Source organism: Pseudomonas sp. WS 5411 (assembly GCF_012985595.1).
GTDB lineage: Bacteria > Pseudomonadota > Gammaproteobacteria > Pseudomonadales > Pseudomonadaceae > Aquipseudomonas > Aquipseudomonas shahriarae.
In genome coordinates this window covers 1-25803 of record NZ_JAARMC010000027.1, presented here as the reverse complement: position 1 = coordinate 25803, position 25803 = coordinate 1, and the positions used below count along the sequence as shown (strand labels likewise).

25 protein-coding genes are annotated in these 25803 nt (G+C 61.4%); 17 read left to right on the top strand and 8 right to left on the bottom strand.

The genetic code is table 11. The annotated features are described in order from the left end of the window. The first annotated feature begins 119 nt into the window (after nt 1-119). From HBR93_RS23960 to HBR93_RS23930, 7 genes are all read left to right on the top strand, one after another. Nucleotides 120-425 carry a PepSY domain-containing protein gene (locus HBR93_RS23960; protein WP_057439473.1) on the top strand — a complete coding sequence of 102 codons (306 nt, stop codon included), beginning with the start codon at nt 120-122 and terminating at the stop codon, nt 423-425. Beyond that, nucleotides 425-739, top strand: a complete 315-nt coding sequence (locus HBR93_RS23955; protein ID WP_057439472.1) for a PepSY domain-containing protein — start codon at nt 425-427, stop codon at nt 737-739. Before HBR93_RS23960 ends, HBR93_RS23955 begins: the two co-directional genes overlap by 1 nt. Further along, the gene (locus tag HBR93_RS23950) at nt 739-1407 is read left to right on the top strand and encodes a response regulator transcription factor (RefSeq protein ID WP_057959091.1); all 669 of its coding nucleotides are present in this window, start codon (nt 739-741) and stop codon (nt 1405-1407) included. The genes HBR93_RS23955 and HBR93_RS23950 overlap by 1 nt, the downstream gene beginning before the upstream one ends. Then, the gene (locus HBR93_RS23945; protein WP_057444136.1) at nt 1404-2723 is read left to right on the top strand and encodes a sensor histidine kinase; all 1320 of its coding nucleotides are present in this window, start codon (nt 1404-1406) and stop codon (nt 2721-2723) included. Before HBR93_RS23950 ends, HBR93_RS23945 begins: the two co-directional genes overlap by 4 nt. Before the next feature lie 211 nt (nt 2724-2934). Continuing rightward, nucleotides 2935-3888 (top strand): TAXI family TRAP transporter solute-binding subunit, encoded by a 954-nt coding sequence (locus HBR93_RS23940; RefSeq protein WP_057439471.1) that lies wholly within the window; start codon nt 2935-2937, stop codon nt 3886-3888. A gap of 124 nt (nt 3889-4012) precedes the next feature. Beyond that, a complete protein-coding gene (locus HBR93_RS23935) occupies nt 4013-6040 on the top strand; it encodes a TRAP transporter permease (RefSeq protein WP_057439470.1) in 2028 nt (675 codons plus the stop codon). Continuing rightward, nucleotides 6037-6453: a DUF1850 domain-containing protein gene (locus tag HBR93_RS23930; protein ID WP_169961218.1), complete on the top strand. Its 417-nt coding sequence runs from the start codon at nt 6037-6039 to the stop codon at nt 6451-6453. The genes HBR93_RS23935 and HBR93_RS23930 overlap by 4 nt, the downstream gene beginning before the upstream one ends. Nucleotides 6454-6459: 6 nt before the next feature. Here the strand turns inward: HBR93_RS23930 and HBR93_RS23925 are convergent, their stop codons facing one another. Continuing rightward, nucleotides 6460-8607 (bottom strand): methyl-accepting chemotaxis protein, encoded by a 2148-nt coding sequence (locus tag HBR93_RS23925; protein ID WP_057439468.1) that lies wholly within the window; start codon nt 8605-8607, stop codon nt 6460-6462. Nucleotides 8608-8844: 237 nt separating this feature from the next. Between HBR93_RS23925 and HBR93_RS23920 the strand changes: the two genes are divergently transcribed. Further along, a complete protein-coding gene (locus tag HBR93_RS23920) occupies nt 8845-10164 on the top strand; it encodes a Na+/H+ antiporter NhaC family protein (protein WP_169961237.1) in 1320 nt (439 codons plus the stop codon). A gap of 72 nt (nt 10165-10236) precedes the next feature. Next, on the top strand, nt 10237-11916 hold the full coding sequence (locus HBR93_RS23915) for a methyl-accepting chemotaxis protein (protein ID WP_115128549.1): 1680 nt from the start codon (nt 10237-10239) through the stop codon (nt 11914-11916). A gap of 558 nt (nt 11917-12474) precedes the next feature. Here HBR93_RS23915 and yegQ read toward each other — a convergent pair. Continuing rightward, on the bottom strand, nt 12475-13794 hold the full coding sequence (yegQ, locus tag HBR93_RS23910) for a tRNA 5-hydroxyuridine modification protein YegQ (protein ID WP_115128548.1): 1320 nt from the start codon (nt 13792-13794) through the stop codon (nt 12475-12477). Between the two features lie 161 nt (nt 13795-13955). Here yegQ and HBR93_RS23905 point away from each other — a divergent pair, with 161 nt between their 5' ends. After that, a complete protein-coding gene (locus HBR93_RS23905; protein ID WP_057439465.1) occupies nt 13956-15023 on the top strand; it encodes an AI-2E family transporter in 1068 nt (355 codons plus the stop codon). Here HBR93_RS23905 and HBR93_RS23900 read toward each other — a convergent pair. From HBR93_RS23900 to HBR93_RS23890, 3 genes are all read right to left on the bottom strand, one after another. Beyond that, the gene (locus tag HBR93_RS23900) at nt 15020-15199 is read right to left on the bottom strand and encodes a hypothetical protein (RefSeq protein WP_057439464.1); all 180 of its coding nucleotides are present in this window, start codon (nt 15197-15199) and stop codon (nt 15020-15022) included. The genes HBR93_RS23905 and HBR93_RS23900 overlap by 4 nt on opposite strands. 109 nt (nt 15200-15308) lie before the next feature. After that, nucleotides 15309-15503, bottom strand: coding sequence for a hypothetical protein (locus HBR93_RS23895; protein ID WP_029296627.1), 195 nt, complete (start codon nt 15501-15503; stop codon nt 15309-15311). 231 nt (nt 15504-15734) lie between these two features. Further along, nucleotides 15735-16082, bottom strand: a complete 348-nt coding sequence (locus HBR93_RS23890) for a hypothetical protein (RefSeq protein ID WP_057439463.1) — start codon at nt 16080-16082, stop codon at nt 15735-15737. 165 nt (nt 16083-16247) lie between these two features. On the opposite strand from HBR93_RS23890, the gene HBR93_RS23885 reads away from it, so the two are divergent. Then, a complete protein-coding gene (locus HBR93_RS23885; protein WP_169961217.1) occupies nt 16248-17066 on the top strand; it encodes a shikimate 5-dehydrogenase in 819 nt (272 codons plus the stop codon). 131 nt (nt 17067-17197) lie between these two features. Here the strand turns inward: HBR93_RS23885 and HBR93_RS23880 are convergent, their stop codons facing one another. Then, the gene (locus HBR93_RS23880) at nt 17198-17845 is read right to left on the bottom strand and encodes a DUF480 domain-containing protein (protein ID WP_057439461.1); all 648 of its coding nucleotides are present in this window, start codon (nt 17843-17845) and stop codon (nt 17198-17200) included. A 115-nt stretch (nt 17846-17960) separates the two neighbouring features. Between HBR93_RS23880 and HBR93_RS23875 the strand changes: the two genes are divergently transcribed. After that, nucleotides 17961-18470: a DUF1993 domain-containing protein gene (locus HBR93_RS23875; protein WP_057439460.1), complete on the top strand. Its 510-nt coding sequence runs from the start codon at nt 17961-17963 to the stop codon at nt 18468-18470. Nucleotides 18471-18645: 175 nt separating this feature from the next. Here the strand turns inward: HBR93_RS23875 and sstT are convergent, their stop codons facing one another. Next, on the bottom strand, nt 18646-19869 hold the full coding sequence (gene sstT, locus HBR93_RS23870; protein WP_115128545.1) for a serine/threonine transporter SstT: 1224 nt from the start codon (nt 19867-19869) through the stop codon (nt 18646-18648). A 209-nt stretch (nt 19870-20078) separates the two neighbouring features. On the opposite strand from sstT, the gene HBR93_RS23865 reads away from it, so the two are divergent. Further along, nucleotides 20079-21233, top strand: coding sequence for an MFS transporter (locus HBR93_RS23865; RefSeq protein ID WP_169961216.1), 1155 nt, complete (start codon nt 20079-20081; stop codon nt 21231-21233). Here the strand turns inward: HBR93_RS23865 and nhaR are convergent. Next, entirely contained in the window at nt 21230-22129 is a 900-nt protein-coding gene (gene nhaR / locus HBR93_RS23860; protein ID WP_115128544.1) for a transcriptional activator NhaR, read from the bottom strand. The two genes, HBR93_RS23865 and nhaR, sit on opposite strands and share 4 nt — an antisense overlap. A gap of 148 nt (nt 22130-22277) precedes the next feature. Between nhaR and HBR93_RS23855 the strand changes: the two genes are divergently transcribed. The 4 genes from HBR93_RS23855 (at nt 22278) to mnmH (ending at nt 25537) form a co-directional block, all read left to right on the top strand. Beyond that, nucleotides 22278-22529: a hypothetical protein gene (locus HBR93_RS23855; RefSeq protein ID WP_057439457.1), complete on the top strand. Its 252-nt coding sequence runs from the start codon at nt 22278-22280 to the stop codon at nt 22527-22529. A 29-nt stretch (nt 22530-22558) separates the two neighbouring features. Then, nucleotides 22559-23308: a TerC family protein gene (locus HBR93_RS23850; protein WP_057439456.1), complete on the top strand. Its 750-nt coding sequence runs from the start codon at nt 22559-22561 to the stop codon at nt 23306-23308. Between the two features lie 94 nt (nt 23309-23402). Next, nucleotides 23403-24437 (top strand): selenide, water dikinase SelD, encoded by a 1035-nt coding sequence (selD, locus tag HBR93_RS23845; protein ID WP_057439455.1) that lies wholly within the window; start codon nt 23403-23405, stop codon nt 24435-24437. Beyond that, complete coding sequence (mnmH, locus tag HBR93_RS23840; protein ID WP_057439454.1) at nt 24437-25537, top strand: tRNA 2-selenouridine(34) synthase MnmH; 1101 nt, start codon at nt 24437-24439, stop codon at nt 25535-25537. The genes selD and mnmH overlap by 1 nt, the downstream gene beginning before the upstream one ends. Nucleotides 25538-25803: the final 266 nt, after the last annotated feature.

Genomic DNA, 25803 nt, shown 5'->3' with positions numbered 1-25803 from the left:
TTCCCCGGAGCCTGGCAAGGTGTTGTGGGACAATTGCCATGGTGGCAATTCAGTTTCAGTTAAGTTGCGACCCGTACTGTGGGGGCCGTAGGCAAAACATCCTGAAATGGAGAACGATCATGAAAACCCTCACAATTATCACCGCCAGTATCATCGCCCTCACCAGCGGCCTGGCCCAGGCGCGGGACCTGGGGCCGGATGAAGCGCTGAAATTGCGTGACGCTGGTACCATCCAGTCTTTCGAGAAGCTCAATGCCGCCGCCCTGGCCAAGCACCCTGGTGGCACGGTGCATGAAACCGAGCTGGAGCAGGAATACGGCAAGTATATTTACCAGGTTGACCTGCGCGATGCCCAGGGCGTCGAGTGGGATGTGGAATTGGACGCTGTCACCGGGCAAGTCCTCAAGGATCATCAGGATACGTAATGAAGGTAAATCTACGCACCGGCAGTCGACTGGCGCTGGTGCTCCTGGCCTTTTGCTCGGTGGTGGCTGCCCGGGACCTCAACCAGGATGAAGCCCTGGAATTGCGTCAGCAAGGGGTGATCCTGTCCCTGGAGCAACTGCTGCAGCAGGCCATGGCGCGGCATCCCGGCGCCAGGTTGCTGGAGGCGGAGCTTGAGAGCAAACACGGCAGTTACGTCTATGAGGTGGAGCTGGTGACCACCGATGGCGTGGTCCGGGAAATCAAACTGGACGCGACCACCGGCGCGCTGCTTAAAGACGAGGAAGATGACTGATGCGCCTGCTTCTGGTGGAAGACCACGTACCGTTGGCTGATGAACTGATGGCCGGGCTGAAAGCCCAGGGCTATGCCGTGGATTGGCTGGCGGACGGTCGCGATGCGGTGTATCAGGGGCGCAGCGAGCCGTATGACCTGATCATCCTCGATCTGGGCCTGCCTGGCTTGCCGGGGCTTGAGGTGCTGAGCCAGTGGCGCGCCGCCGCGCTGGCGACCCCGGTGTTGATCCTCACCGCCCGCGATTCCTGGGCCGAGCGCATCGCAGGGCTCAAGGCCGGGGCCGACGATTACCTGAGCAAGCCGTTCCACCCCGAGGAGTTGTACCTGCGCATCCAGGCCTTGCTGCGCCGTTCCCATGGCCAGGCCAACCAGCCGACCTTGCAGGCGGCGGGCTTGCACCTGGATGAAGGCCGTCAGTGCGTGATGCGCGACGGTGCCGAGGTGCAACTGACCGCTGCCGAGTTTCGCCTGCTGCGCTACTTCATGCTGCATCCCGAACAAATCCTCTCCAAAAGCCATCTGGCCGAGCACCTGTATGACGGCGAAACCGAGCGCGACTCCAATGTCCTCGAGGTCCACGTCAACCATCTGCGGCGCAAGCTCGGGCGCAGCGTGATTGAAACCCGGCGTGGCCAGGGTTATCGCTTTGGCGCCAGCCCCGCGTGAGGTCGATCCAGCGGCGGCTGAGCCTGGGGCTGATCAGCGTGATGGTGATCGTCGGCCTGGTGCTGGCGCAGACCAGCCTGTGGCTGTTCGAAGTGGGTCTGCAACGCTACCTGGAAGCGGGTCTGCGCAACGACAGCGAAAACCTGCTGGTGGCCCTGGTGCGTGGGCCCGGCGGCGTGCAACTGGATGAACAGCGCTTGTCACCGGCCTATCAACGGCCGTTTTCCGGGCACTATTTCCGTATCGACTTCGGCGACAACCACTGGCGCTCCCGTTCATTGTGGGACCAGGAACTGCCGCAACTGCCCCAGGCCGGCCTGAAGGGCAACCTGCAATTGGGCCCGGAAGGCCAGCAACTGCTGGTCCTGCGATCGGACTACAAGCGTTTTGGCCAGTCGATTTCCATCAGCGTGGCCCAGGACTACACGCCCGTGCGGGAAAGTTTTCGCCTGATGCGCCAGGTCGGCTTGGTCCTCGGGCTGGCGGCGTTGCTGCTGATCCTGATCCTGCAACGGGTCACCGTACGCCGGGCCCTGCGCCCGCTGGAAACTGCGCGCGAGCAGATTGCACAGCTGCAACAAGGCCAGCGCTCGCAACTGGATACCCAGGTGCCGGCGGAGCTGGAGCCGCTGGTGGCACAGATCAACCACCTGTTGGCCCATACCGAAGACAGCCTCAAACGCTCGCGCAACGCCCTGGGTAACCTCGGCCATGCCTTGAAGACCCCGCTGGCGGTATTGTTGAGCGTGGCTTCCAGCGAGCAGCTCAAGGACCAGCCGCAATTGGCCAAGTTGTTGCGCGAGCAGTTGCAGCAGGTGCAGCAACGGCTCAACCGCGAACTCAACCGCGCGCGCCTGGCCGGTGAAACCCTGCCCGGCGCGCTGTTCGACTGCGACAGCGAACTGCCGGGCCTGCTGGCGACCCTGAACATGATCCACGGCGAGCACCTGGAGTTGAGCTACCAGGTTCGCCCCGGCCTGCAACTGCCCTGGGACCGCGAAGACTTGCTGGAGCTCTTGGGCAACCTGCTGGACAACGCCTGCAAATGGGCGGATGCCGAGGTGCGTTTGAGCATTGAGCAGACCCCGGAGTGTTTTCAACTGATCGTCGAAGATGACGGCCCGGGTATTCCCGAGTCCCAGCGTGACCAGGTTTTCAGTCGTGGCACCCGCCTGGATGAACAGACCGCTGGTCATGGCCTGGGGCTGGGCATCGTGCGCGATATTGTCGATGTATGGGGCGGTACATTGCAGTTGCAAGAGAGCCCACTGGGCGGGCTCAAAGTGTTGATCGAACTGCCCCGGCGCCAAACCTGACTGGCGGATACGCGCGCCGATTTGCAACAAGACTTTTCTTACAGAACCTGGCTCGCGCAATTTCGCTTATAACAGCCACCACGCAGGCCGTGTGGAACAGGTGAAAGGCACCCTGGTTTTTTCTCTGTTTCGGCCACGGCAGTTGCTATAGCCCTCGCCAGCCGGTCACGCGGCTGCTCGGCACCTAACAAGAAAGATAAAAGGTGAACCCATGCAAATGACCAAACGCTTGAGCCTGTTTGCTGCTGCCGCAGCCCTTGTCGCCAGTTCCTCGGCACTTGCCGCCCCAACCTTTATCAATGTGCTGACCGGTGGCACCAGCGGCGTGTATTACCCGATTGGGGTGGCATTGTCACAGCTGTACAGCAACGGTATAGACGGATCGAAGACCTCGGTGCAGGCCACCAAGGCGTCGGTGGAAAACCTCAACCTGCTGCAAGCCGGTCGCGGCGAGCTGGCCTTTGCCCTCGGTGACTCGGTCGCCGATGCCTGGAATGGCGTGCAAGACGCCGGCTTCAAGGCGCCCTTGAAAAAACTGCGGGCGATTGCCGGCACCTACCCCAACTACATCCAGATCGTCGCCAGCAAGGAGTCTGGCATCACCACCCTGGAGGATCTGAAAAACAAGCGTATCTCCGTCGGCGCGCCGAAATCCGGCACCGAGCTGAACGCCCGCGCTATCTTCAAGGCTGCTGGCCTGAGCTACGAAGACATGGGCAAGGTCGAGTTTCTGCCGTACGCCGAGTCGGTCGAGTTAATCAAGAACCGCCAGTTGGATGCCACCCTGCAGTCCTCGGGCCTGGGCATGGCGGCGATCCGCGACCTGGCCGCGACCCTGCCAATAACCTTCGTTGCCATTCCGGCGGATATCACGGCGAAGATCGATAACGCTGCCTACCAGGGCGCGGTGATCCCGGCGGGCACTTATGACGGTCAGGACAGCGATGTAGCGACCGTGGCCATCACCAACATCCTGGTCAGCCATGACGGCGTGACCGATGAGGTGGCCTACCAGATGACCAAGCTCATGTTCGACAACCTCGATCGTCTGGGTAACGCCCACTCGGCGGCCAAAGATATCAAGTTGCAAGGTGCGGCCAAGGGCCTGCCTATCCCACTGCATCCGGGCGCCGAGCGTTTCTACAAGGAAGCGGGCGCACTGTAAGGCCCAGGTGGGTGCGGTGCGCGGTGCCAAGCGCTGCGCGCTGTGCCAGAGCGGTGAATAGCCTGGCGCGCACAACGCGCCAGGCTTGTTGGCATGTCGATGTTGTAACGTGGGAGTGACCTGCATGAGTGAGCAAGACCAAGGCCTTGCCGCCAGTCCCAGGGATTGGCCGCGAGCGCTGTTCTATGTCGCGCTGTTGTTTTCCGTCTTCCAAATCATCACCGCGGCCTTCCATCCGGTCTCCAGCCAGATTCTGCGGGCCGTGCATGTGGGCTTTCTGTTGCTGGTGGTGTTTCTGTGTTTTCCGGCGCGTGGCAATGCTCAGCCCTGGCAGCCGATGGCCTGGCTGCTGGGGCTGGCCGGAATGGCCACGGCGTTCTACCAGTGGTATTTCGAAGCCGACTTGATTCAACGCTCTGGCGACCTGACCGATAGCGATTTGGTCATCGGCCTGTTGCTGATTGTGCTGGTGTTTGAAGCGGCGCGGCGGGTGATGGGGATTGCCCTGCCGTTGATCTGTGCGCTGTTCCTGGCCTACGGCCTGTTCGGCCAGTACCTGCCGGGCGATCTGATGCACCGCGGCTATGCCATCGACCAGATCGTCAACCAACTGGCCTTTGGCACCGAGGGGCTGTATGGCACGCCGACCTATGTATCGGCCACGTACATCTTCCTGTTTATCCTGTTCGGTGCGTTCCTTGAACAGGCCGGGATGATCAAGCTGTTCACCGATTTCGCCATGGGCCTGTTCGGCCACAAAGTCGGTGGCCCGGCCAAGGTTTCCGTGGTGTCGTCGGCGCTGATGGGCACCATCACCGGTTCGGGGGTGGCCAACGTGGTCACCACCGGCCAATTCACGATCCCGTTGATGAAGCGCTTCGGCTACAAGTCGGCGTTTGCCGGTGGCGTGGAAGCGACCTCGTCGATGGGCAGCCAGATCATGCCGCCGATCATGGGCGCAGTGGCCTTTATCATGGCCGAGACGATCAACGTGCCGTTCTTCGAGGTGGCCAAGGCCGCGCTGATTCCGGCCATGCTGTACTTCGGCTCGGTATTCTGGATGGTTCACCTGGAAGCCAAGCGCTCCAACCTGCGTGGCCTGCCCAAGGACGAATGCCCGAACCCCTGGGCCGCGGTGAAGCAGCGCTGGTACCTGTTGATTCCGCTCTTTGTGCTGATCTACCTGCTGTTCTCCGGGCGCACGCCGCTGTTCTCCGGCATGGTTGGCCTGGCCCTGACGTCCATTGTGATTCTCGGCTCGGCGATCATCCTGCGGGTCTCGTCCAAGGTGATGCGTTTTGTCTTCTGGATCGTCCTGGGTCTGCTTTGCGCGGGCTTCTTCCGGCTCGGTATCGGCATGGTGTTCGGGGTGGTGGCGCTGCTGGTGGCGGTGTGCTGGTTTATCAAAGGCGGCCGCGACACCCTGACCATCTGCCTGCATGCACTGGTAGAGGGCGCACGGCACGCGGTGCCGGTGGGGATTGCCTGCGCCCTGGTGGGGGTGATTATCGGTGTCGTGTCGCTGACCGGGGTGGCTTCCACCTTTGCCGGCTACATCCTTGCCATTGGCCAGGACAACCTGTTCCTGTCGCTGGTGCTCACCATGCTCACTTGCCTGGTGCTGGGCATGGGGATCCCGACCATTCCCAACTACATCATCACCAGTTCGATCGCTGCACCGGCACTGCTGGACCTCGGCGTACCGCTGATTGTCTCGCATATGTTCGTGTTCTATTTCGGCATCATGGCCGACCTCACACCGCCGGTGGCATTGGCCTGTTTCGCGGCGGCACCGATTGCCAGGGAGAGCGGCCTGAAGATCAGCTTTTGGGCGGTACGCATCGCGGTGGCGGGGTTCGTTGTGCCGTTTATGGCGGTGTACGAGCCGGCGCTGATGCTGCAGGGCGATAGCCTGTTGGCCACACTGTATGTGGTGGCCAAAGCGTTGCTGGCCATTGGTATCTGGGGTGCGGTATTTACCGGCTACTTGCAAGCCAGGCTGAGTTGGTGGGAGCGCCTGCTGGGCTTCTTCGCCGGTGGTAGCCTGATTCTGGCGACGCCGTTAAGCGATGAAATCGGCTTCGTCATGGTGGGGCTGTTGATCGCACAGCACTGCTGGCGGGCCCATCGTGCCCAGGCGGCCACTGCGTGATCGGTCTGTGTCTGGGCTTGGCGGGCGCGGTATGGGCACAAGTGCCTACGCCTGTGTTCACCCTGGCCTGGACGCATACGATTGAGAAAGTGCGCTGGGAAGAGGATTACCGTGTAACGCCTGAGGGCCTGGTGTTGGGCGAGGCGCGGGTCAAGGGTTCCGGGGCCGGTATGGAGATCCCGCACGGCGCCGAACTGCGTGATGGCAGTTGGCATTACCAGCGTCAGTTGCCACCCTTGCAGCCCCTGCGCCTGGGCCGCACCCCCGAGGCCGGGGATTATCAACTGTGTTTCAACCAGCAGTGCCAGTGGCTGAGTGCCTGGCTCGGCCCGCCCCAGGCGAGCCAGCCGGCGGTAGAGCTGTGGGGGTGTGAGCTGGAGGTTGCGTCCAGCCCCCGGCCCCGCACCTTTTAACCGCGATCAGACCCGGAACTGGTCCATCAACCCCTGTTGCTGATTGGCCAGGCTATTGAGCGTCTGGCTGACCCGCGCCGATTCATTGGCTTGTTCCGACAGCGACTCGGTCACATCACGAATCGTCGCCACGTTGCTGTTGATCTCCTCGGCCACCGCGCTTTGCTGCTCGGCGGCGCTGGCGATCTGCAGGTTCATGTCGCTGATCACCGTCACCGCATCGCCGATCTGGCGCAATGCCGTGACGGCCTGGCCGACCTGTTCGACACTGCCTTGGGCCTGGCGATGGCTGTTGCTCATGGAGCTCACCACTTCCTGGGTGCCGTTTTGCAACTGTTCGATCACCTGGCGGGTTTCTTCCACCGACTCCTGAGTGCGCCGTGCGAGATTGCGCACCTCGTCCGCCACCACCGCAAAACCACGCCCGGCTTCACCGGCACGGGCGGCTTCGATGGCGGCGTTGAGGGCCAGCAGGTTGGTTTGTTCGGCAATCGCGCGGATCACTTCCAGCACTGAACCGATCTGCTCGCTATTGGCTGCCAGGCCTTCGACCTGGGCCATCGCCGTGCTCATGTCGGCAGCCAGGTGGCCGATGCTGGTGGTGGTGCGGTCGATCACCGTCAGGCCTTCGCGGGTGGCCTGGTCGGCATCCCGTGCAGCGTGTGCCGCCTGGGCGGCGCTGCGGGCGACATCCTGGGCGGTGGCGCTCATTTCGTGGGAGGCGGTGGCCACCTGATCCACCTGGCGGTACTGCTGCTCCATGCCGGCACTGGTCTGGCTGGCGATTGCCGCTGATTGGTCGGCGGTGCTGCGCGCGTCCTGCACCGAGCGTTTGACCTCGGCAATGATCGGTTGCAGTTTGTCGAGGAAGCGGTTGAACCAACTGGCCAGTTCGCCCAGCTCGTCGCGCTTGTCGTAGGCCAGGCGCCGGGTCAGGTCGCCTTCGCCGCTGGCGATATCTTCCAGCATATGGGCCACGCCGAGGATCGGCCGGGTGACACTGCGGGCCATCAGCCACACCAGCAGCAAACCGACGATGGCGGCGAGCAGGCCCAGGCCCAGTTCCAGCAGGGTGCCTTTGGTGTTGTCGGCATCCAGCTCGGCCTTGAGGGTTTCGGCGGGGCCGATCAGGACTTTTTCCGGCACATCCAGCAACACGCCCCAGGACTTGCCATTGGGAATGGGCTGGAAGGGTGCCAGCACCTTGAGTTGATGGTCGGTACGCAGGCTGTAGGTCTGGGTGCTGCTGGCCATGGCGCTGATCAGTTGTGCGCCGCTGGCGGTATCCACACTGTCCAGGCGCTGGCTGAGCTTGCTCGCATCCGGGCTGTAGCCGGCCAGCAAACCCACCGGGCTGATGATACTGACGTTGGTCTGGCCGTCATACAGCTCGCGGCTGGCATTCTGGCTGACTGCCTGCAGGCTGTTGAGGTTGATGTCCACCGACAGCGAGGCGATGACTTTGCCATTGGCCATGAGCGGGAACACGATGCTGGTCAGCAAGACGTTGTGCCCGTCGATCACATAGAAGTACGGCTCGATCACACACGGCTTGAGGGTCGTGCGTGGGCAGGTGAACCAGGTGTTGGCCTTCTCGCCGCTGGGGCCGACGCTGGTGTCGGACATATCGCTTTCCGGCAGCGCCATCGAGGTCAGGGTGCCGGGTGTCGGCTGCGACCAGTACAGGGCAAAGCGTCCCTTTTCATTGCTGCCCAGCTCCGCTTGGCCGGCGAACAGCTCATCCTTGCCATCCAGGGCATTGGCTTCAAAGACCAGGGACAGGCCCAGCAGGTCCGGGTTGGCTTGCAGGGCGGCCTTGACCTGGCGGGTCAGGTCTTCACGCAGGTCGAAGGCATCGAGGAAGCGTTTTTCGGCCTGTTCGCGCAAAAACAGCACCTGGCGCGAAAAGCCATGGCCATATTGGTAGGCGTCCATAAATTGCTGGCGGATGCCCAGCGCCTGCACTTCACCCTGGGCTTCGATGCGCGATTGGGCTGCAACATTAAGCATCTGTGTGCTGGAGGTCTGGACCCGTTGTGAACTCTGGTCCATCCGATACAGCGAAAGACCCACCAGCAGGGTCACGATGCCCAACAGACAAAGGCCGGCGAGGAGGGTGATTTTCCATTGAATGGACAGCTGCCTGAGCGACATGGAGATCCTTAACCTTTCGTTGCGACAGAGATAATCCACTCTATCGGCCGCGGGTTGTTTTTCTTTATTCATACGTTCAATTGAATCTATTCGCGACGTCGTTCTTTGACATGGCGCGCCGGCTGCTGCAAAGTGCGCGGCCTCTAATAAAACTCCCTTTCTGCGTGTGCCGTGGTCGACATCTGGCCGGGGCGCCGGCGCGTGTTGTGTTTATATTTCTGTCTTGAGGTAACCATGATTAACGCAGTAATCGCCGCGGTCGGCACCATGCTCGTGCTCAGCCTGTCCCGCGTGCATGTGGTCATCGCGATCATCGTGGGTGCCCTGGTCGGCGGTTTGACCGGTGGCCTGGGGATCGACGCGACGCTCAGCGCGTTCAACAGCGGCTTGGGCGGCGGTGCCACGGTGGCGTTGTCTTACGCATTGCTCGGTGCTTTCGCGGTGGCGATTGCCAAGTCCGGCCTGGCCCATGCCCTGGCGGACAAGGCCCTGCTGCTGGTGGGCCGCCAGGACGCCACTGGCGGCAGTTCTGTCAAATGGCTGCTGATCTGCCTGCTGGGAGCGGTGGCGATTGCCTCGCAGAACATCCTGCCGATCCATATCGCCTTTATCCCGCTGCTGGTACCGCCGCTGCTGTATGTGCTGACCAAGTTGCAGATTGACCGGCGCCTGATCGCCTGCGTCATGACCTTCGGCCTGATCACCCCGTACATGTTCCTGCCGGTGGGCTTCGGCAATATCTTCCTCAACCAGATCCTGCTGGCCAATGTCGCCAAGAGCGGGGTGGATATCAGCCAGGTCAACGTTACCCATGCCATGGGTATTCCGGCGCTGGGCATGGTGTTCGGCCTGTTGGTGGCGGTGTTTATCAGCTACCGCAAAAAGCGCATCTACGACCTGCAGAAGATCGAGCGGGTCGAGCAAGTGGCGGTGCAGTACAACCCGCTGACCCTGCTGGTCGCCGGGCTGGCCATTGCCTCGGCCTTTATTATCCAGTTGTGGCTGGATTCGATGATCATCGGTGCCCTGGCGGGTTTCCTGATCTTCTCGGTATCGGGCATCGTGCGCTGGCGCGACACCGATGATCTGTTCACCGAAGGCATGAAAATGATGGCGATGATCGGCTTCATCATGATCGCGGCGTCGGGGTTTGCCGAAGTGCTCAAGGCCACCGGCCAGGTACAGACGCTGGTGCAGGCTTCGGCCGAATTCATCGGCCACAGCCGTGGCGTGGGTGCGCTGTTGATGTTGCTGGTAGGCCTGCTGGTGACCATGGGCATCGGTTCGTCGTTTTCCACCGTGCCGATCCTCGCGGCGATTTTTGTACCGCTGTGTGTGCAACTGGGGTTCAGCCCGCTGGCCATTGTCTGCATCGTCGGCACCGCCGGGGCCTTGGGCGATGCCGGTTCGCCTGCGTCCGACTCTACCCTGGGGCCGACCTCGGGTTTGAACATCGACGGCCAGCACCACCATATCTGGGACACCGTGGTCCCGACCTTCCTGCACTACAACCTGCCGTTGCTGGTGTTCGGCTGGTTTGCTGCGATGACCCTGTAACAAGCAGATTCCTACAGTTTTCTCCTTTAGGGCCGTTAACCTCGTAACGTTGCCCTACAAGAGAGAAGATCCATGCGTCTGAGTCTGAAGGCCAAAGTCCTGTCCCTCGCTGTACTGCCAGTGTTGTTGTTTGCCGTGGTCATCAGCCTGACCACCGTGTGGATTCTCAAGGAACAGGCGCGCACCGAGGTGGCCGAAACCCGCCAGCGCCTGCTCAACAACGCCAAGGCCACCCTGCAAAGTTATGTCGAAGTGGCGATGACCACCATCAAGCCGCTGTACGACGCGGCAGCCCCCGGCGATACGGAGGCGCGGGCGCAGGTGGTCAAGCTGTTGTCCAACACAACCTACGGCAAGGACGGCTATTTCTTCGGCTACGACTCCGAAACCATCCGCCTGTTCAAGGGCAACAGCCCCGACGGCGTGGGCAAAAGCTTCAAGGACAACCGTGACCCCAACGGCGTCTACGTCAACCGCGACCTGGTCAAGGTCGGCAAGGACGGCACCCACTACCTGCAATACAGCTCGACCCAGCCGGGGCAAACCGAACTGGTGCCCAAGCTCGGCTACACCGAGTACCTGCCCAAGTGGGACATGGTGATCGGTACCTCGGTCAACCTCGACGGTATCGAGGCCCTGGTCAGCGAAGTCGAAGCCAAGGTCAACGAGCGCATGGAAGGGGTGTTGTTGAGCATTGTCGGCATCGCCGTAATCCTGCTGTTGCTGATCGCTGCAGCGGGCATGCTGCTGGCCAATACCATCCTGCGCCCCTTGCACCTGATGAAAGCCAACCTCGACGATATCGCCGCCGGTGAGGGCGACCTGACCCGGCGCCTGGCAATCACCAGCCAGGACGAGTTGGGTGAACTGGCCGGCTCGTTCAATCGGTTTGTCGACAAGATCCACGGCCTGGTACGCCAGATCACTGACATGACCTCGCAACTGACCGGGCTGGTCAGCCAGGTGTCCGAGCAGGCCCATCGTTCGGAACAGGCCATGGAACGCCAGCGCCAGGAAACCGACCAGGTGGCGACGGCGATCAATGAAATGTCGTCTGCCGCCCATGAAGTGGCCCGCAGTGCCCAGGGCGCGGCCGTGGCGGCGCAGCAGACCGACGCCGAAGGCCAGGCCGCCAAGCGAGTGGTGGATGGCAGCATCGCGCAGATTCATGCGTTGGTGAATGACATCCGCAGCAGTGGCGTGTCCCTGGATAGCCTGCAACAGGACGTGTCGTCGATTGTCAGCGTGCTTGGGGTGATCCGCTCGATTGCCGAGCAGACCAACCTGCTGGCCCTCAACGCCGCCATTGAAGCCGCCCGTGCCGGTGAAGCCGGGCGTGGTTTTGCGGTGGTGGCCGATGAGGTACGCGCACTGGCCAGCCGCACCCAGCAAAGTACCCAGGAAATCCAGGGCATGATCGACCGCCTGCAAAAAGGCACCGAGGCGGCCGTGGAATCCATGCGCCGCTCCAGCGATGCCGGCGACGGCACCTCGGCCCAGGCCAACGAAGCCGGGGCGTCCCTGGATACCATGGCGCAACTGATCGGCACCATCAACACGATGAACGCGCAGATCGCCAGTGCTGCAGAAGAGCAAACCGCCGTGGCCGAAGAGATCAACCGCAGCGTGCATCAGATTGCCGTGGCGGTGGACAGCGTGGCGGACGAGACCCAGCAGGGCGCACAGACCTCCCGCAGCCTGGCGGAACTGGGGCAGCGGTTGGGGCAGTTGGTGGGGCAGTTCAGGATCTGATCTGGCAATTGCGGTGCTGGCTCTGGCCTCATCGCAGGCAAGCCAGCTCCCACACTTGATCGGTGAACATGGTCAAAATGTGGGAGTTGCTGGGGTAGTTAGGGATCTGATCTGGCAATTGCGGTGCTTGATCTGGCTCCATCGCAGGCAAGCCAGCTCCCACACTTGATCGGTGAGTACGGTCAAAATGTGGCAGTTGCTGGGGTAGTTCGGGATCTGATCTGGCAATTGCGGTGCTTGATCTGGCCTCATCGCAGGCAAGCCAGCTCCCACACTTGATCGGTGAACATGGTCAAAATGTGGGAGTTGGTGGGGCAGTTCAGGATCTGATCTGGCAATTGCGGTGCTTGATCTGGCCTCATCGCAGGTAAGCCAGCTCCCACATGTTGAACTGTGAATGCAGTCAAATGTGGGAGCTGGTGGGGCAGTTCAGGATCTGATCTGGCAATTGCGGTGCTGGTTCTGGCCTCATCTCAGGCAAGCCAGGCCCCACATGTTGAACTGTGAATGCAGTCAAATGTGGGAGCTGGCTTGCCTGCGATGGGGCCCTAACAGCCGCTACACATCCCGCATCAACAACCCAAACCCGATATCCATGTCCAACGGCACCGGCACATATACCGTGTGCCCATCCCCCGGCGCCACCTCAATCGCCTCACCCTTGGCGTTATGCATCATCCCCAGGTCAAAATGGAAATTCCCCGCCGGGGTCATCAGTTCCAGGTGATTGCCCACGGCAAAGCGGTTCTTCACCTTGACTTCGGCCAGCTCCCCGCGCCGTTCGCCGGTCAATTCACCGACAAACTGCTGTTGTTCCGAAACGGAGCTGCCGTTCTGGTAGTTCTGGTATTCGTCATGCACATGGCGGCGCAGGAAACCTTCGGTGTAGCCACGCTGGGCCAGGGACTCAAGGTTGGTCATCAAGCCCCGGTCGAACGCACGACCGGCCACCGCATCATCAATGGCCTGGCGGTACACCTGGGTGGTGCGCGCCACATAAAAGTGGGACTTGGTGCGGCCTTCGATTTTCAACGAATGCACGCCCATCTGCGTCAGGCGCTCGACATGCTGCACCGCCCGCAGGTCCTTGGCGTTCATGATGTAGGTGCCGTGTTCGTCCTCGAAGGCCGGCATCTGCTCATCCGGGCGGTTGGCCTCCTGCAGCAGGAACACCTGGTCGGTGGGCGCGCCAAGGCCCAGGGTCGGCTCGGGCTGATACTGCTGGACGATATCGCCCACGGTGTTTTCGGTCGCGGGTGTGGCCTGGTATTTCCAGCGGCAGGCGTTGGTGCAGGTGCCCTGGTTGGCATCGCGCTTGTTCATGTAGCCGGACAACAGGCAGCGCCCGGAGTAGGCCATGCACAGCGCGCCATGCACAAACACTTCCAGCTCCATGGCCGGCACGTGCTGGCGGATTTCGGCGATTTCTTCCAGGGACAGCTCCCGCGACAGGATGATCCGGCAGATGCCTTGCTGCTGCCAGAACTCGACACTGGCCCAGTTCACCGTGTTGGCCTGCACCGACAGATGGATCGGCATCTGCGGGAAGTGCCGGCGCACCAGCATGATCAAGCCCGGATCGGACATGATCAGCGCGTCCGGGCCCATGGCGATCACCGGTTCCAGGTCCTTGAGGAAGGTTTTCAGCTTGGCATTGTGCGGCGCGATATTGACCACTACATAAAAGCGCTTGCCCTGGGCCTGCGCCTCGGCGATGCCCAGGGCCAGGTTGGCGTGATCGAACTCGTTATTACGCACCCGCAAGCTGTAGCGCGGCTGGCCGGCGTAGACCGCATCGGCGCCGTAGGCAAAGGCGTAGCGCATGTTTTTCAGGGTGCCGGCAGGAGCGAGCAATTCGGGAGCGAGGACAGGGAGCATGGGATTCAGATCGCAAAAGGGCGGCAGGGTAGCCGAGCCGGGCCTGGCGGTTATTGATCTGGGTCTACGCTGTAGAAATAAAGATGGCACTCGCCGGATGCGCGGTGGACTAAGCAACAGGGCGCGCTGGGCGCCCAGCGTTTTTCTGGCACGGATCGGACATGAACCAAACGAATCTGCAATTCAAAACCCTGCTATTGCTGCTGGTCCTGGTGACCCTCGCGTTTTTCTGGATCCTGTTGCCGTTCTACGGCGCGGTGTTCTGGGCGGTCATCCTCGGGATCATCTTTGCGCCTATGCAGCGGCGCCTGCAGCTCAAGTTTGGCTGGAACCGCAACCTCACGTCGCTGTGTACCCTGATGGTGTGCCTGGTGATCGCGATCTTGCCGGTGATCATCACCAGCGCCTTGCTGGTGCAGGAGGGGGCGACGCTGTACAAGAACGTCGAAAGCGGCAAATTGGATGTGGCGGGCTACATCGAGCAATTCAAGAACTTCCTGCCGCCGTACTTTCAGCACCTGCTGGATCGCTTCGGCATGGGCAACCTGGAAGGCCTGCGCGAGAAAATCGTCAAGGGCGCGATGCAGGGCAGCCAGTTCTTTGCCAGCCAGGCATTCAGCTTTGGTCAGGGCACCTTTGATTTCCTGGTGAGCTTTTTCATCATGCTCTACCTGCTGTTCTTCCTGCTGCGCGACGGCCCCGAACTGGTGCGCAAAGTGCGCACGGCGGTGCCGCTGGCCGAGCCACAGAAGCGTCGCCTGCAACTGAAGTTCAACCGCGTGGTGCGGGCGACCGTCAAGGGCAATGTGCTGGTGGCGGTGACCCAAGGGGCGCTGGGTGGCCTGATTTTCTGGTTTCTGGATATTCCCAGTGCGTTGCTCTGGGCGGTGCTGATGGCGTTTCTGTCATTGCTGCCGGCGGTGGGTGCCGGGATTGTGTGGGGGCCGGTAGCCGCGTACTTCCTGCTCAGCGGTTCAATCTGGCAAGGGGTGGTGCTGGCCTTGTTCGGGGTGTTTGTGATCGGCCTGGTGGACAACGTGCTGCGCCCGATCCTGGTGGGCAAGGACACCAAGATGCCGGATTACCTGATCCTGATCTCAACCCTGGGCGGCCTGTCGGTCTTCGGCCTCAATGGTTTTGTAATCGGGCCGTTGATTGCCGCGCTGTTTATTTCCAGCTGGGGGCTGTTTGTAGAAACCAAACCTCGGGTACGCCTGCCATTGCCCTAAGCCGAGAAACAATGGGCCATCTTGCGTGACAGGGCCTGGGCATCGGGCAGCGACGTCAGGGGGCCACTGATGGCTTCACCGTCGCGTACCAGGTACCAGCAGGCGAGCAAACCCAGCTCGCGAAGGGGGACAGGGACGGCACTGCCGACGACGGACATGATCTGGATAGTGGGCATATCTACCTCCATTGCTGATGGAGGTCACCTTACGGTGGCCCGGCGGCGAGGGAAAATCACCCTGCTCGATAGTCAACATCACTGTCATCGAGGCTGCACCGGCAGGGGCTCAGTCAACCACCTGGTCCAGCATGTGCAGCACCTCCTGTTCATTGAGCAGGCCTTTGTGGACCAGGTTTTCTGCCAGCAGCGAAAGAAACTTGGCGCTGCGATGGCCTTCCAGGTGCTTGAGCTCGGTCAAGGCGCTATAGACCTTGCTCGAGGTGCAGAGGCCGGCGGTACGGTGCGGATTTTGTGTGGGCATGCTGGGGCGTCCTTGTTGTTATGGCCTGTTATAGGGGACAGTTTTGATAGTGAGAGTGCCGTGTGACACAAACATGACAGCGCGGCCCCCCATTGGGCAAGTGCACGTTGGCCCTAATAATGTCGGAATTAACAGCCAGGGTTGTCCCCATAACGACCCTGGCGAGATTTATTCAGACCTGGCCACCCATAAAAAAGCCCCGCCGGGTGTGCGGGGCTTTTGCTGATGGGTTTACCAGCCACGCCCGTAATAGCCACGGGGCGGGCCGTAGTAGCCACGTGGTGGCCCGTAATACACGGGCGCCCGGCGGTAATACACCGGCTGCTGCACGTACACTGGCGCCGGCTGGTAATAGACCGGTGGCGGGGCGGCATACACCGGCTGGGGCTGGTAATACACCGGTTGCTGCTGCACATACACCGGTCGATCATGGCTGGCGATCACAGAGCCCACTACGGCTGCGCCGACAACCGCACCCAATACGGCCGGGCCACCCCAACCGCCACCATGGGCGGAGGCTTGGCCGGCTACAGCAAGTGCACCGATCAGCAAAGCGATCCTGGGGATTTTACGAATCATGGTCTTTCCTCGGTTGGCCCCTGCGCTTGTGGTCTGCAATCAATAGACTCAAGGATTGTCGCGGGGATACTTTTAAGACAACGTATTTCAGGAAAACAGCACGGCCACTAGGTAAAGGTTGTGTAAGGTCTGTACCGATTTGCTTACTTCGAAGAGGCGTTACCGATGCTGATGAACCCCAACAAGGATACCCAGTTGTGCATGTCGCTGTCGGCCCGTCCGGGCAATTTCGGCCTGCGATTTCATAACCATTTGTATGAGCAGCTGGGGCTGAACTTCTACTACAAGGCGTTCAGCAGCCAGGACTTGAACGGCGCCGTGGCCGGGATCCGTGCCTTGGGGATTCGTGGGTGTGGGGTGTCGATGCCGTTCAAGGAAGCCTGCATCGAGCTGGTCGATGAGCTCGACGAATCGGCCCGCGCCATCGCCTCGATCAACACCATCGTCAACACCGCCGGGCACCTCAAGGCCTACAACACCGACTACATCGCCATCGAGCAACTGCTGCAAAAACACGCGGTGCCCAAGGACTCGACCTTCGCCCTGTACGGCAGCGGCGGCATGGCCAAGGCCGTGGCCAGTGCCTTGCGGGATGGTGGCTATGCCAATGGCGTGATCGTTGCGCGCAATGAAATGGCGGGCCGGGCCCTGGCGCAGAACCTGGGCTATCAGTGGCAGGCGACCTTGGGTGAAGCGCGCCCGCAGATGCTGGTCAACGTGACGCCGATCGGCATGACTGGCGGCGCCCAGGCGCAGGACCTGGCGTTTGCGGCCGACGCGATTGATGCGGCAGACACCGTGTTCGATGTGGTGGCCATCCCCGCCGAAACGCCGTTGATCGTGCGGGGCAGGGCCCAGGGCAAGCGGGTGATTACCGGCCTGGAAGTGATCGCGATCCAGGCCCTGGAGCAGTTCGTGTTGTACACCGGCATCCGGCCGACGGACGAACAGTTCCAGAAGGCGGTGGATTTCGCCCGGCAGTAAACACCGCCGGCCCAGGTGGGAGCGGGCTTGCTCGCGAAGACGTCGGCCCAGCAAACATTGATGTTGACTGACCCACTGCTTTCGCGAGCAAGCCCGCTCCCACACAAGCCCGCTCCCATAAGGGGGGACGTTTATTCGAGGCGTGACAGGCGCTCTTCCAGCGCCGCAATCCGCGCCTCCAGCTCCTCGATGCGCTCCACGGAAACCCCACTGGCGCTGCTGCGCTCCACCGGGCTACCGCGGGCGGCCAGGATCGCCTCGATATCCGCGGGATCGCCCAGGGAGTGGGTGTAGCGGTCTTCGCGCTGGCCGGCCTGCTTGGGTACCAGCACCGCCAGGTCACGGGCGATCAGGCGTTCCAGTTGATGCACCACCTGCTCGGCATCTTCAAAATCATGCATGCGCCCGCTGCGGGTCAGCAGTTCGTTGACCGTCTGCGGCCCGCGCAGGAACAGCAGGCCGGTAAGGATCACCTGTGCCGGCACCAGTTCCAGGGCCTTGTCCACGCGGTGTTCCCAGCGGTCGGCGCGACTGCCCATCACCAGCTTGGTAAAACCACGGCCCTCCAGGGCGCGCAGGCTCTGGCCAACCTGGCCCTGGCTGAGGTTCATCACCGGTTCCCGGCTGGTTTTCTGGTTGCAGGCCAGGACCAGGGCATTGAGGGTCAGCGGGTAGGTTTCCGGGTTAGTGGCCTGTTTCTCGATCAGGCAGCCCAAAACGCGGATTTCCGTGCTGTTCAGGCGCGGCTCGGAAGAGGTGGTGTCGTGCTCGGCGGTCATCGCGCTTTCCCTATGCAGTGAGCCCACTAGCCTAATCCCGAAAAAATAAAAGACAAGCAGCGCTCATGTCTATAATCGCCGCTGTTCAAACCCTGTCACCACTGTCGAGACTGTCATGACTATTTCCCTGTACGCCGCTTCACTTCCGGTCTTCAAGCAAATGCTCAACGCCCTGAGCGATGTGCTGAACAAGGCCGAGGCCCACGCCACCGCCAAGAACATCGACCCTAACGCCTTGCTGCAGGCGCGTCTGTTCCCGGACATGTTCCCGCTGGTCCGTCAGGTACAGATCGCCGTGGATTTTGCCAAGGGCGTTTCCGCGCGCCTGGCTGAGATCGAAGTGCCGAAATACGAAGATACCGAAGTTACCTTCGCTGACCTGCAAGCGCTGATTGCCAAGGTCTTGGCCTTTATCGACACCATCACCCCGGCACAGATCGACGGCAAGGAAGGTATCGAGATCGTCACCCGTCCGGGCACGCCTAAAGAGAAGCGATTCAGCGGCCAGTCCTACTTGCTGACCTACGGCCTGCCGCAGTTCTTCTTCCACGTCACCACCGCCTACGCCTTGCTGCGTCATAACGGTGTGGAAGTGGGCAAGCGTGACTACATGGGCGCATTCTAAGCCCCGAGTCACACCGCAAAACAAATGTGGGCGCTGGTTTGTGTGGGAGCTGGTTTGTCGGATCGCCGCATCGCTGCGATAGCATCACCTCGGTATCACTGATAGACCGAGTTGCTTGCATCGCAGGCAAGCCAGCTTCCACCCAAACCAGCGCCCACTTGCTTGCCGGGTTGTGTCAGGCCGGGTTCTTGTCTTCCTGGCCCAGGCACGCCGCAGCGGTGAACAACACGTCGGTAGACGAGTTCAGCGCGGTTTCCGCCGAATCCTGCAACACCCCGATAATGAAGCCTACGGCCACCACTTGCATGGCGATTTCACTCGGAATGCCGAACAGGCTGCACGCCAGTGGAATCAGCAACAGCGAACCCCCGGCCACACCCGACGCGCCACAGGCACAGATCGCTGCAACCACGCTGAGCAGCACGGCGGTCGGCAGGTCGACGGCGATGCCCAAGGTGTGCACGGCCGCCAGGGTCAGCACGGTAATGGTGATCGCGGCGCCGGCCATATTGATGGTCGCACCCAACGGGATCGACACCGAATAGGTGTCTTCATGCAGGCCCAGGCGCTCACTCAACGCCAGGTTGACCGGGATATTGGCCGCCGAACTGCGGGTGAAGAAGGCGGTGATCCCACTTTCACGCAGGCACAACAGCACCAACGGGTACGGGTTGCGGCGCAGTTTCCAGAACACGATGGCTGGGTTGACCACCAGTGCCACGAACAGCATGCAGCCGATCAGCACCAGCAACAGGTGCGCATAACCTAGCAAGGCATCGAAGCCGGAAGCGGCCAGGGTCGAGGCCACCAGGCCGAAAATACCCAGGGGGGCGAAGCGAATCACCACGCGCACGATCAGCGTGACGCCGTTGGACAGGTCGTCCAGCACGGTTCGGGTGGTTTCCCCGGCATGACGGATCGCGATGCCCATACCGATGGCCCAGGCCAGGATCCCGATGAAATTGGCGTTCATCAGGGCGCTGATAGGGTTGTCCACCACGCTGAGCAACAGGCCCTGCATCACCTCGCCAATCCCGCCGGGGGCGCTGACGGCCACGTCATGGGTGCTGAGCACCAGGTTCGAGGGGAAGAGGGTGCTGGCAATGACCGCGACCACCGCCGCCGAAAAGGTGCCCAGCAGGTACAGGAACAGAATCGGCCGGATATGGGTTTCCTGGCCATGCTTGTGGTTGGCAATCGAGGCCATCACCAGCACAAACACCAGGATTGGCGCCACGGCCTTGAGCGCCGAGACAAATACCTTGCCGATAAACGCGGTGGACAGGGCCGCACTGGGCGACAGCAGGGCCAGCAAGATGCCAGCGGTCAGGCCGATGACAATCTGGGTGACCAGGCTGAGGCGCATAAGTCGTTGAAAGAGTGAGGGAGCAGCAGTCATAAGAGTGTCTCTAGTTTTTTTAATGTGTACAGCGCTATGCGGGGCGCGAAGTCTAACATGCTGTAGGAAATATCCAGTTTACTGCGGCATTCAGTCGCCAAGGCCGTGTGTGGCACGGTCACATTCTGTTAAGATTCGCCATCCTCTTCTTATATCTCTGTCAGCGGGCCTCAAGGCTAACGCTGGCGTCGCCGTTTCTGGAGTTGTGCATGTTGTTGCCCATCCTGCTGCTGTCCGCAGCCGGTTTTACCGTGTTGACCACCGAATTTGTGATTGTCGGGCTATTACCCTCCATCGCTCGCGACCTGGATGTGAGCGTGTCCCAGGCCGGTCTGCTGGTGACTTTGTTTGCCTTTACCGTGGCCGCGTTCGGGCCGTTTCTGACCGCGTATTTCGCGCGTTTCGAGCGCAAGCGTCTGTTTATCAGCATTCTATTGATGTTTGGCGCGGCCAATACCCTGGCGGCCCTGGCGCCGAATATCTGGGTGATGGCCGTGGCCCGCCTGATTCCCGCTCTGGGGCTGCCGGTGTTTTGGGCCCTGGCCAGTGAAACGGCAGTGGACATCGTCGGGCCGGACTACGCTGGCCGGGCGATTGCCAAGATCGGTTTCGGGATTGTCTGCGCTACCGTCTTCGGCATCCCGGTGGGCACCCTGATCTCCGATGCATTCGGCTGGCGCAGCGCCTTTGGCATCCTCGCCGGGGTGGCGATGCTCAAGGCATTGCTGCTGTTGATCTACCTGCCGGCCACCACCGTGAAAAAGGACGCGGTGACCCTGCGTTCGCAGTTCAAGATCCTGCGCAGCCCGTTGATGCAGGGCCATGTGTTGCTGTCGATCCTGGTCTTCAGCGGCATGTTCACCGCTTACACCTACCTGGCCGATATTCTGGAGCGCCTGGCCGGCTTCGATGGCACCCTGGTGGGCTGGTGCCTGATGGGCTTTGGCGCCGTCGGCCTGATCGGTAACTCCCTGGGCGGGCGCATGGTCGACAAGCATCCGCTGATCGCTTCCATGGTGTTCTGCGGCTTAATGATCGCCGGCATGGTAGCGCTGGTACCGGCGATCCACTCCACCCTCGGCCTGGCGGCGGCCATGGCGATCTGGGGCGTGACCCAGGCGGCGCTGTTTTTGGTCAGCCATGTGCGGTTGATGAAGGCCGCACCCCATGCGCCGGCATTTGCTGCGTCCTTGAACATTGCCGGGGCCAACCTGGGCATTGGCCTGGGCGCGATGGTCGGTGGGCGGGTGATCGACACCATGGGCCTGGGCAGCCTGGGGTTTGCCGCGTCGGGGTTTATCCTGCTGTCGATTCTCCTGGCCCTGTGGCTGATGACCGCCAAGACCCGGGTCGCCTGCGCCTAAAGCGCGGTAAACAGCTCGCGGCGAGCACCTTCGGTAATCGCCACGATGCCGGGGTGCTTGACCTTGCGCTCCACCGAGATGGCATAGAACGACTCGGTGACCGCGTCTGTCTGGCCAATCAATGCCACGCCGTATTGGCGTAGCACTTCCTCGGCAATCACGCTGGGGGCGATAAAAATCCCGCTGCCGGATTGGCCGAACGCCTGCATCAAGGCGCTGTCGTCGAACTCGCCGATAATCTTCGGACGGATCTGCTGCTCGGCGAACCAGCGCTGCAAACGGCTGCGCACCACGGTTTCTGCACCAGGAATCAACAGCGGCGCACCGTGCAGGCATTGTGGGAAATCGCCGCCGTGCAGGTCCGCCAACGCCTGGGTGGCGAAGAAGCTGATGCCACATTCCCCCAGCTTCTGGCTGTAGCCCTTGATATCCAGGTGGGTCGGCATCGGGCTGTCGGAGATCACCAGGTCCAGGCGCTGGATCGCCAGGTCGGCCAACAGCCGCTCGAGTTTGTCTTCGCGGCAGGTGATGCGCAGCGGCTCGCTCAGCTCCATGGTCGGCGCGATCAGGCGGTAGACGATGGACTTGGGCACCACATCCGCCACGCCGACACGAAACACAATCTGTTGTTCATTGGGCTGGGCGCGCAACATCGCTTCCAATTCATTGCCGGTCTGGAACATCTGCTCGGCATAGGGCAGGGCCTGGCGCCCGGCCTCGGTCAGCTCCAACTGGCGGCCGACTCGTTGAAACAGTGCGATACCAAATGTCTGCTCCAGCAGGCTGATTTGCCCGCTGATGGTCTGCGGTGTGAGGTTCAGTTGCTCGCAGGCGCGCACGATGCTGCCGGTCTTGGCGACCACCCAGAAGTAATGCAGTTGTCGGTAGTTGAGCATCAGGTGCCTCGGTTGCAGAGTATTACTTCGTATAAATCGAAGTATAAGCGAAAAAAATACGAATTTTCCTGAAGTGTTCGCTTCCTTAGAATGCCTCGCTATCGCGGGCCCAATGCTTGGGCCCAACGGTTCTAACGAGGAATACATCATGAAACTCAATTCCCTGGGCGCGGCGTCGTTGCTTGCGCTTTCATTAGTGGTGCTCAGTGGTTGCGACCAGGTCGAGAAAAGCACGCAGCAGGTGCTGGGCAAAGCCAGCGAAGCGGCCAAGCAGGCCATTGACGACACCCATAAAGCCGCCGAACAGGCGTTGAGCGAAGCGACCCAGGGCTTGATCGCCCCCAAGGACGACGAGCAGGATCAGGACTCCAAGCCTGAGCCAAGTTCCAAAGAAGCTTAATTCCCCGTATACCGAGTCAGGACTGACCTATGGATTATCTTGTACAACTGGCCGCGAGCCCTACCGCCTGGGTGGCCCTGGCGACGTTGATCGTCATGGAAATCGTGCTGGGGATCGACAACCTGATCTTCATCTCGATCCTCACCAATAAATTGCCGGAGCAGCACCGGGCCAAGGCACGGCGCATCGGCATCAGCATGGCGCTGATACTGCGCCTGGGCCTGTTGAGCACCATCGCGTTTATTGTGCAATTGACCTCGCCGGTATTCGAAGTCTTCGGCCAGGCGTTTTCGTGGAAGGACATGATCCTGATCGCCGGCGGCCTGTTCCTGGTATGGAAGGCAACCACCGAGATCCACCACAGCATGGACCCGGAGCCCGAAGAGAAGGCCAGCGTCGGCAACACAGTGGCTATTGGCTTTGCCGCGGCCATCGGGCAGATCCTGTTGCTCGACCTGGTGTTCTCTATCGACAGCATCATCACCGCCGTCGGTATGACCGAGCACTTGCCGATCATGATCATTGCCGTGGTGACTTCGGTAATCGTGATGCTGGTAGCGGCTGAACCCCTGGCCAAGTTCATCAACGACAACCCGACCGTGGTCATGCTGGCCCTGGGCTTCTTGATTATGATCGGCATGACCTTGATCGCCGAAGGCTTCGGTGCCCATGTGCCGAAAGGCTACGTGTACGCGGCCATGGCTTTCTCGGCTGCCATCGAGTGCCTGAACATTGCCCGGCGTAATCGCCACAAGCGTTTACTCGCTGCCCGCCAGTAACCGCTGAACCCCAAAGGCCGGCTGCGCTCACAAGAGCCCAGCCGGCCTTTTGCTGTCTGTTAGAATCCCCGCACTTGATAGTTTGAGGTCCACCATGAACGAGCCGATTCGCCTGACCCAGTACAGCCACGGTGCCGGTTGCGGCTGCAAGATTTCGCCACAGGTGCTGGAAGTGATCCTCGCCGGCAGCGGTGCGCAGAACCTCGACCCCAAGCTCTGGGTGGGTAATGCCTCGCGGGACGACGCGGCGGTGTACGCCATTGATGACGAGCGCGGGGTGGTGTCCACCACGGACTTTTTCATGCCGATCGTCGACGATCCCTTCGATTTCGGGCGCATTGCTGCCACCAACGCCATCAGCGATATCTACGCCATGGGCGGCGATCCGTTGATGGCCATCGCGATTCTCGGCTGGCCGGTCAATGTGCTGGCCCCGGAGATCGCCCGGGAAGTGATTCGCGGTGGCCGTGCGGTGTGCGACGCGGCAGGCATTCCCCTGGCCGGTGGGCACTCCATCGACGCCCCGGAGCCGATCTTCGGCCTGGCCGTCACCGGGCTGGTGCACAAGCGTCATATGAAGCGCAACGACACCGCCACCGCCGGTTGCCGCTTGTACCTGACCAAACCCCTGGGCATCGGCATCCTTACCACCGCCGAGAAGAAGGGCAAGCTGCGGGAAGCCGATATCGGCCTGGCGCGGGACTGGATGTGCACCCTCAACAAGCCCGGCAGCCGCTTTGGCAAGCTGGCCGGGGTTAGCGCCATGACCGACGTGACCGGTTTCGGCCTGCTCGGGCACCTCGTGGAAATGGCTGACGGCAGCGGTTTGACCGCGCTTATCGAATACGAAAAAGTCCCACGCCTGCCAGGGGTCGAGTACTACCTGGACCAGGGTTGTGTGCCTGGCGGTACGTTGCGCAACTTCGACAGTTACTCGCGCCAACTGGGCCGTATCAATGAGTTGCACAAGCGCGTGCTGTGCGACCCGCAAACCAGTGGCGGGCTGCTGGTGGCGGTCACGCCTGAGGGCGAAGCCGAGTTTCTCGCGGCAGCGGCCGAACTGGGGCTGAACCTTGCGCCCATTGGCCAGTTGGTCGAGCGACAGAGCCACGCGGTAGAGGTGTCTTGATGCCCATCGACATCACCGATTACCGCGATATCTTTCTTAACGACCGGCCGATGATGGATACCCGTGCGCCGGTCGAATTCGTCAAGGGTGCGTTCCCCGGCGTGGTCAACCTGCCGTTGATGAACGATGACGAGCGCCAGCGGGTGGGCACTTGCTATAAGCAGCAAGGGCAGCAGGCGGCGATTGTGCTGGGACACCAACTGGTCAGCGGCGCAACGCTGCAGGAGCGACTGGCGCGCTGGACCGCGTTTGCCCAGGCCAACCCTGACGGTTACCTGTATTGCTTCCGTGGCGGCTTGCGCTCGCACTTGGTGCAGAAGGTGCTCAAGGACGAAGCGGGGATCGACTATCCCCGGGTCGGCGGTGGCTACAAGGCTATGCGTACCTTCTTGCTGGAGACCGTGGACCAGGCTGTGGAACAGTGCGATTTCGTCCTGCTGGGTGGCCTGACCGGCAGCGGCAAGACCGAGGTGCTCCAGCAACTGCGCAATGGCCTGGACCTGGAAGGCTACGCCAACCACCGGGGCTCCAGCTTTGGCAAGCGGGCCACGGGCCAGCCGTCGAATATCGACTTTGAAAACCGCCTGGCGGTGGACGTACTGAAAAAGCGCGCGCGGGGCATCGAGCAGTTTGTGCTTGAGGACGAAAGCCGCATGATCGGTAGCTGCGCCTTGCCGCTGAACCTGCACCGGGGCATGCAGGCGTACCCGATGGTGTGGCTGGAAGAGAGTCTGGAAAACCGCGTCGAGCGGGTCTTGCGCGACTATGTGATCGACCTGTGCGCGCAGTTCAACGCCGAGTTTGGCGAAGCGGGCTTCAGCCTGTTCGCCGAGCGCCTGGTGCAGAGCCTGGCCAATATCCACAAGCGTCTGGGTGGGGAGCGCTACCAGCGCTTGCACGGGCTGATGCAGGACGCCCTGGCCGAGCAGGCCCGCTCGGGGAACGTGGATTTGCATCGCGGGTGGATTGTCGGGCTGCGTGAATACTACGACCCGATGTACGCGTTCCAGCGTGAGAAGAAGGGCGCCCGGATCGAGTTTTCCGGGGAGCAGGGCGCGGTGGTGGAGTATCTGCGCGAGCGTGCTGCCCGGCGCGGGTGATTGGTTGGTTTTCAGGGCCCCATTGCAGGCAAGCCAGCTACACATCTCTTTAGTGATTTTTAGGTTTGTGTACATATCCGTTGCTGCGGTCATGGCCACTTAGGGTTCCGCCCTTACGGCGGGTCACTTTTGGAAAAGAGCCCCAAAAGTAACCAAAAGGGCTCTTGCCCCACCACTCGGCACCTCGCCCAGGCTCGGTGTGCCCGTCATCCGACATTGATTTGGGGGGCCGCCGCGATGGGCCATCCATGGCCCAGCGCGGCTAA

Coding starts and splice junctions, on each gene's coding strand:
- HBR93_RS23955 (WP_057439472.1), top strand. CDS start 425: ATGAAGGTAAATCTACGCACCGGCAGTCGACTGGCGCTGGTGCTCCTG.
- HBR93_RS23900 (WP_057439464.1), bottom strand. CDS start 15,199: ATGCCCACTATCCAGATCATGTCCGTCGTCGGCAGTGCCGTCCCTGTC.
- HBR93_RS23885 (WP_169961217.1), top strand. CDS start 16,248: ATGCTGATGAACCCCAACAAGGATACCCAGTTGTGCATGTCGCTGTCG.
- selD (WP_057439455.1), top strand. CDS start 23,403: ATGAACGAGCCGATTCGCCTGACCCAGTACAGCCACGGTGCCGGTTGC.
- HBR93_RS23925 (WP_057439468.1), bottom strand. CDS start 8,607: ATGTCGCTCAGGCAGCTGTCCATTCAATGGAAAATCACCCTCCTCGCC.
- HBR93_RS23865 (WP_169961216.1), top strand. CDS start 20,079: ATGTTGTTGCCCATCCTGCTGCTGTCCGCAGCCGGTTTTACCGTGTTG.
- HBR93_RS23915 (WP_115128549.1), top strand. CDS start 10,237: ATGCGTCTGAGTCTGAAGGCCAAAGTCCTGTCCCTCGCTGTACTGCCA.
- HBR93_RS23905 (WP_057439465.1), top strand. CDS start 13,956: ATGAACCAAACGAATCTGCAATTCAAAACCCTGCTATTGCTGCTGGTC.
- HBR93_RS23960 (WP_057439473.1), top strand. CDS start 120: ATGAAAACCCTCACAATTATCACCGCCAGTATCATCGCCCTCACCAGC.
- nhaR (WP_115128544.1), bottom strand. CDS start 22,129: ATGCTCAACTACCGACAACTGCATTACTTCTGGGTGGTCGCCAAGACC.
- HBR93_RS23935 (WP_057439470.1), top strand. CDS start 4,013: ATGAGTGAGCAAGACCAAGGCCTTGCCGCCAGTCCCAGGGATTGGCCG.
- yegQ (WP_115128548.1), bottom strand. CDS start 13,794: ATGCTCCCTGTCCTCGCTCCCGAATTGCTCGCTCCTGCCGGCACCCTG.
- HBR93_RS23880 (WP_057439461.1), bottom strand. CDS start 17,845: ATGACCGCCGAGCACGACACCACCTCTTCCGAGCCGCGCCTGAACAGC.
- HBR93_RS23890 (WP_057439463.1), bottom strand. CDS start 16,082: ATGATTCGTAAAATCCCCAGGATCGCTTTGCTGATCGGTGCACTTGCT.
- mnmH (WP_057439454.1), top strand. CDS start 24,437: ATGCCCATCGACATCACCGATTACCGCGATATCTTTCTTAACGACCGG.
- HBR93_RS23940 (WP_057439471.1), top strand. CDS start 2,935: ATGCAAATGACCAAACGCTTGAGCCTGTTTGCTGCTGCCGCAGCCCTT.
- HBR93_RS23950 (WP_057959091.1), top strand. CDS start 739: ATGCGCCTGCTTCTGGTGGAAGACCACGTACCGTTGGCTGATGAACTG.
- HBR93_RS23855 (WP_057439457.1), top strand. CDS start 22,278: ATGAAACTCAATTCCCTGGGCGCGGCGTCGTTGCTTGCGCTTTCATTA.
- sstT (WP_115128545.1), bottom strand. CDS start 19,869: ATGACTGCTGCTCCCTCACTCTTTCAACGACTTATGCGCCTCAGCCTG.
- HBR93_RS23895 (WP_029296627.1), bottom strand. CDS start 15,503: ATGCCCACACAAAATCCGCACCGTACCGCCGGCCTCTGCACCTCGAGC.
- HBR93_RS23850 (WP_057439456.1), top strand. CDS start 22,559: ATGGATTATCTTGTACAACTGGCCGCGAGCCCTACCGCCTGGGTGGCC.
- HBR93_RS23875 (WP_057439460.1), top strand. CDS start 17,961: ATGACTATTTCCCTGTACGCCGCTTCACTTCCGGTCTTCAAGCAAATG.